Source organism: Chrysiogenia bacterium (genome assembly GCA_020434085.1).
Taxonomy (GTDB): domain Bacteria; phylum JAGRBM01; class JAGRBM01; order JAGRBM01; family JAGRBM01; genus JAGRBM01.
On sequence record JAGRBM010000398.1, the window covers coordinates 1 to 4,773 of the forward strand.

Genomic DNA, 4,773 nt, shown 5'->3' on the forward strand with positions numbered 1-4,773 from the left:
CGCCTGCGCGAGCCACGCCATCAAGCCCGCCGACATCACCGTCCACGAGAACTGGCCCGGCACCAAGAACGTGCGCGAGTACCATGGAATCTTTTTCTCCGGCCAGCCCGACGCCGAGGGGCTCAAGGCCTTCAAGCTCGCGGGCGTGACGACCGTCATCAACCTGCGTCCCGAGGGCGAGATGAAGGAGCTGGAATTCGATGAAGCCGCCGAGGCGGGCGAGCTGGGTCTGGAATACCACGCCTATCCCTGGCCGAAGAAGGAAGCGCTGCAGGCGGAAGCCGTTCAGTCCATCGAGCGCGTCGCGACCGAAAAGCACGAGGCCGGCGAGAGAGTCCTCATCCACTGCAGCTCGGGCAACCGCGCGGGCGGCTGGTTCGCCATTCACCTGCGCAAAGAGCACGGCATGAGCCTCGAAGACGCATTCGGCACCGCGAAGGCCGCGGGTCTCTCCCGCGAGAGCACGCAGCAGCAGGTTCGCGAGTATCTGGGCGAGTAGCGCGGCGCGCCGCCACGCTTTTGCCAGCCGGGGCCCGCCTCTGCTAAGTCCCCTGCGCCCGCGAGATTTTGCACGCGGGCGCAACTTCTCCCAAGGAAGGACCAACATGGAACGACCCTTTCGCGTGCTGGGCATCCAGCAGATCGCCGTCGGCGCCGCCGACAAGTCCGCGCTCACCAAGCTGTGGGTGGACACCTTCGGCCTCGAAGTGACCGGCAACTACAAGAGTGAAAAAGAGAACGTCGACGAAGACATCGCCGTGATGGGCAAGGGCCCCTTCAAGGTGGAGGTGGATCTCATGCAGCCCATCGACCCCGAGAAGAGCCCCAAGGTGCACAACCCGCCGCTCAACCACATCGGCCTGTGGATCGACGACATCCACAAGGCCGTCGAATGGCTCACCGGGCAGGGCGTGCGCTTTACCCCCGGCGGCATCCGCAAGGGCGCCGCGGGATACGACGTCACCTTCATTCACCCCAAGGGCAATGAAGAGTCACCCATCGGCGGCGCCGGCGTGCTCATCGAGCTTGTGCAGGCCCCCCAGGAAGTGATCGACGCCTTCTCCAAGCTGGCGTAAAGGCCTGCCTCACACATAGTTGTCATTCTGAGCGGAGCGAAGAATCGCGTCCCGGTCGGCTCCAACCGATTCTTCGCCTTCGGCTCAGAATGACAGGCTCAAAAAGTCTTGGAAACATAAAAAAAAAGCCGCCCGCAGATGCGGGCGGCATTTTCTTTTTTTGAACGTGTCCTTCCCCGTTCGTCCTGAGTAGCGGCACGACGTGCCGCGTATCGAAGGGCAGCGGGGCCTCGGATTTCGGTGACCCGTTTGCCCTTCGATACGCCGCTTCGCGGCACTCAGGACGAACGGGAAGGGAAGCCCGGGCTATCGGAATCAGTTCACCATTTCCTTGAGGCGGCCGTTGATGATGTCGGTGGCATCCTTGACGATCCGCCCCACCAGCTCGTCGCAGGTCGGGATGTCGTGGATGAGGCCGATCACCATGCCCGCCGACCAGATGCCGGCTTCCATGTCGCCCTCGTCCATGACGACGCGGCCCTTGGTCCCCATGACCAGCGGCGCGAGGTCCTGGAAGTTGGTATCACCGGGTTTGGCCTCGATCTCGACCACCTTCTCGGCGACCGAGTTTTTGAAGACGCGCGCGGTGTTCTTGAGGGTGCGGAAGATGAGCGCGGTCTGGCGCTCGTCGGACTCGACCATCATCTTCTTGAGATTCTCGTGCACGGGGGCTTCCTTGGTTGCCATGAAGCGCGTGCCCATGTTGATGGCCTCGGCGCCCAGCGCCAGCGCGGCGGCCAGGCCGCGGCCGTCACCAAAGCCGCCCGAGGCGACGATGGGAATCGTGATCTGGTCGGCAGCGGCCGGCAGCAGGATGAGACCCGGGATGTCGTCCTCGCCGGGATGACCCGCGCACTCGAAGCCGTCGATGCTCACTGCGTCGACGCCGAGCGCCTGCGCCTTCACGCCGTGACGGACCGAGGTGCACTTGTGGATGACCTTCACGCCCGCCTTCTTGAACATCGGCATGAAGGGCTCGGGGTTGCGGCCCGCCGTCTCGATGATCTTGATGCCCGCCTCGACGGCGGCCTGCGCGTATTCGTCGTAGGGGGTCGGCTTGATCGTCGGCAGAATCGTGAGGTTCACGCCGAAGGGCTTGTCGGTCATGTCACGGCACTTGGCGATTTCCTTGGTCAGGTCCTCGGGCGTGGGCTGGGTGAGCGCCGTCATGAATCCCAGCGCGCCGGCGTTCGCCACGGCCGAGACGAGCTCGGCGCGGCCCACGTGCATCATGCCGCCCTGGATGATCGGGTGTTCGATTCCAAACATTTCGGTAAAGCGTGTCTTCATTGAATGATCCCTTGCTCTGTAAGAGGTGCTGCGTCGGTCGGCTCCCGCACGGGAACCCGCAGTGGCCAGTATGAGTCCCGGATGCCCCGCTCCCCTGACGCGCCCGTCAGTTTTTAGTCGATGAGTGAGCGTCGCCCAAATGGGATTCGAGAAATTCCGACAAGGCCCTGAAATCAGTGCATATTTGTTCAAAACCCTCCCCATCATCCCGACCGGAGCGCAGCGAAGCGGAGGGATCTCGCTGCCACACATTGGCGCGGCCCAACAAGGTGCAATGCAGAATGTAGTTGCGAGATCCCTCGGCTTCGCTCGGGATGACGGGACAATGTCCCCTAAAGCCGCACGTCGGCGGGGGCCTTTCGCTCGCTCAGCCAGCCGTCCTCCATCTCATAGACGGCATCGAAGACGCTCAGCGCGCGGTGGTCGTGGGTGACCACGATGACCGCGGCGTGGTGAGTGCGCGCGACCTCGCGAAAGAGCTCCATGACCTGGCGGCCGCGTTCCTTGTCGAGAGCGGCGGTGGGCTCGTCGGCAAGCAGAAGCGTGGGCTCGTTGGCCAGCGCGCGGGCAATGGCAACGCGTTGCTGCTGACCGCCCGAGAGCTTGGCCGGCACGTGGTCGGCGCGGTCGGCCATGCCCAGACTGTCCAGCAGCTTGATCGCGTGGGCGCGGCGCTCGCTCTTTGGAAGGCCGCCGATCTCCATGGCGATCTCGAGATTTTCCGAAGCGGTCAGGAACGGCATCAGGTTGGCACGCTGGAAGACGAAGCCGACATAGGAGCGGCGCAGCTCGCTGGGATCGCAGATGGCGAGTCCCTCATCGACAACGAGGTCGTCCTCGAACCAGATCTTGCCGCTGTCGGGCAGGTTGATAAGCCCCAGCGCCGTGAGCAGCGTGCTCTTTCCCGCACCGCTGGGCCCCAGCAGGGCGACCACCTCGCCGCGACGCACTTCCATGCTCGCATCGCTGAGCGCGTGCACGGCGGTGTTGCCCTCGCCGTAGGTCTTGTAGAGATGCGCGGCGCGAAGCGCCACGGCCCCGTTCGTCGCGATTTTCTCGGCCGGCACGCTCATCCGTTCAGCACCACGTTGGGATCGACCCGGATCGCCTTGGCGATGCCCACCACGCTGCCGAGTGTGGTGATGAACAGCACGAGCGCTGCCAGGAACACCAGGTCGAAGTCGGTGAGAATCACACGTCTTGGAAAATACTGAAAGCTCTGCCTGCCGATCAGCGTGGCAAAACCATAGCCCAGCAGCCCGAGCATCCACGCCTGCTGGAGCACCATGCCGCCGATCATGCGCGAGCGCGCCCCCATGAGCTTGAGCATGGCGATGTCGTGGAGCTTTTCGTTGGTCATGTTGTAGATGATGAGCATGACGATGATCGTGGAGATCGCGGTCAGCAGCCCGCGGATGAGCCCCATCTGGCGACGTACCTTGTCGACCACCCCCTCAATGAGAAGCTGGTGCTGCTCGGCGGCGGTGTAGACCGAAATGTCGGCCCACTGCGCCAGGCGCGCGCGCACCTCTTCGGGTGCAACACCGGGCTCCAGGTAGATCATCACCGCGCTCACCTGCCCGCCGCGCAGGCTCTCGGCCGGGGACGGCGCCGCTGGCGGCCTGGGCGAGGGAGGCAGTTTGTCGGTGCCGCCGTTTCGGGCCCGCGCCTGCCGCAACGCCGCCGGCGGCTGATAGGTCTGCACCTCCAGCGCATCGCCCAGCGTCATGAACGCCGTGGCATCGCCGGCGAGCGAGACCATCCACTTGGTAAGACCCACCACGGTGTAGAGCGAGCCGGCCAGCTCCACCTTCTCGCCGATGTGCAGGCCCGAGCTCACGTCGGCGATCATCTCATAGTGCGGGCTGCGCAGCGCGCGCCCGGCGATGAGCGGAATCCACTCGCCGCGATCCTGCTCCCAGGGAAGTCCCACTGTCGAGAGCCGGATCAGCTTGCGATCATGTTCGCGCTGGATGGTGTAGGTGTTGAACGCCTGCGCGCGCGCCACGCCCGGCACCGCGCGCACCCGGTCGGCCAGCGAGACCGAGACCCGCGACATCTCCGCAAAGGGGCCACGCGTTCCGGCCTGTACCACCCACAGATCGGCGCCCATGCGGTTGACCAGCAGCGTCGCATCGTCGACCAGTCCGCGGTAGACCCCGCCCATTGCCAGCACGATGGTAAAGAGCAGCCCGAGCCCCAGCGCGGTGAGCGCGAAGCTGGTGCGCCGGTAGGCGATGTCCTTGAGCGCGAGGTTCAAGGGCTTTCCTCCGTCACGCGGGCAAAGTGTCCGGACTTGAGCTGCGTCTTGGGCGCGGCCGGTCGCAGCAGGACCGCGCCGGGCGAAACGCCCTCTTCAATGGCGAACTGGTCGAGCCCGTGGAAGCCGATGCGCACCGCGCTGCGC

General features: G+C 64.9%; 5 protein-coding genes. 2 read left to right on the forward strand and 3 right to left on the reverse strand.

Annotated features, from left to right (window positions below; all coding sequences use genetic code 11):
• Positions 1-499 (forward strand): hypothetical protein (locus tag KDH09_13675; protein ID MCB0220744.1); only part of this gene is annotated, 499 nt, incomplete at its 5' end.
• Between the two features lie 106 nt (positions 500-605).
• A complete protein-coding gene (locus KDH09_13680; protein ID MCB0220745.1) occupies positions 606-1,076 on the forward strand; it encodes a VOC family protein in 471 nt (156 codons plus the stop codon).
• A 315-nt stretch (positions 1,077-1,391) separates the two neighbouring features.
• Here KDH09_13680 and KDH09_13685 read toward each other — a convergent pair whose 3' ends face one another.
• From KDH09_13685 to KDH09_13695, 3 genes are all read right to left on the reverse strand, one after another.
• Entirely contained in the window at positions 1,392-2,366 is a 975-nt protein-coding gene (locus KDH09_13685; GenBank protein MCB0220746.1) for a nitronate monooxygenase, read from the reverse strand.
• Between the two features lie 332 nt (positions 2,367-2,698).
• Positions 2,699-3,439: an ABC transporter ATP-binding protein gene (locus KDH09_13690; protein ID MCB0220747.1), complete on the reverse strand. Its 741-nt coding sequence runs from the start codon at positions 3,437-3,439 to the stop codon at positions 2,699-2,701.
• Positions 3,436-4,626 carry an ABC transporter permease gene (locus KDH09_13695; protein ID MCB0220748.1) on the reverse strand — a complete coding sequence of 397 codons (1,191 nt, stop codon included), beginning with the start codon at positions 4,624-4,626 and terminating at the stop codon, positions 3,436-3,438. The genes KDH09_13690 and KDH09_13695 overlap by 4 nt, the downstream gene beginning before the upstream one ends.
• Positions 4,627-4,773: the final 147 nt, after the last annotated feature.

Excerpts from the sequence above, each read along its gene's own strand:
- KDH09_13685 (MCB0220746.1), bottom strand. The coding sequence starts at position 2,366 with ATGAAGACACGCTTTACCGAAATGTTTGGAATCGAACACCCGATCATC.
- KDH09_13680 (MCB0220745.1), top strand. The coding sequence starts at position 606 with ATGGAACGACCCTTTCGCGTGCTGGGCATCCAGCAGATCGCCGTCGGC.
- KDH09_13690 (MCB0220747.1), bottom strand. The coding sequence starts at position 3,439 with ATGAGCGTGCCGGCCGAGAAAATCGCGACGAACGGGGCCGTGGCGCTT.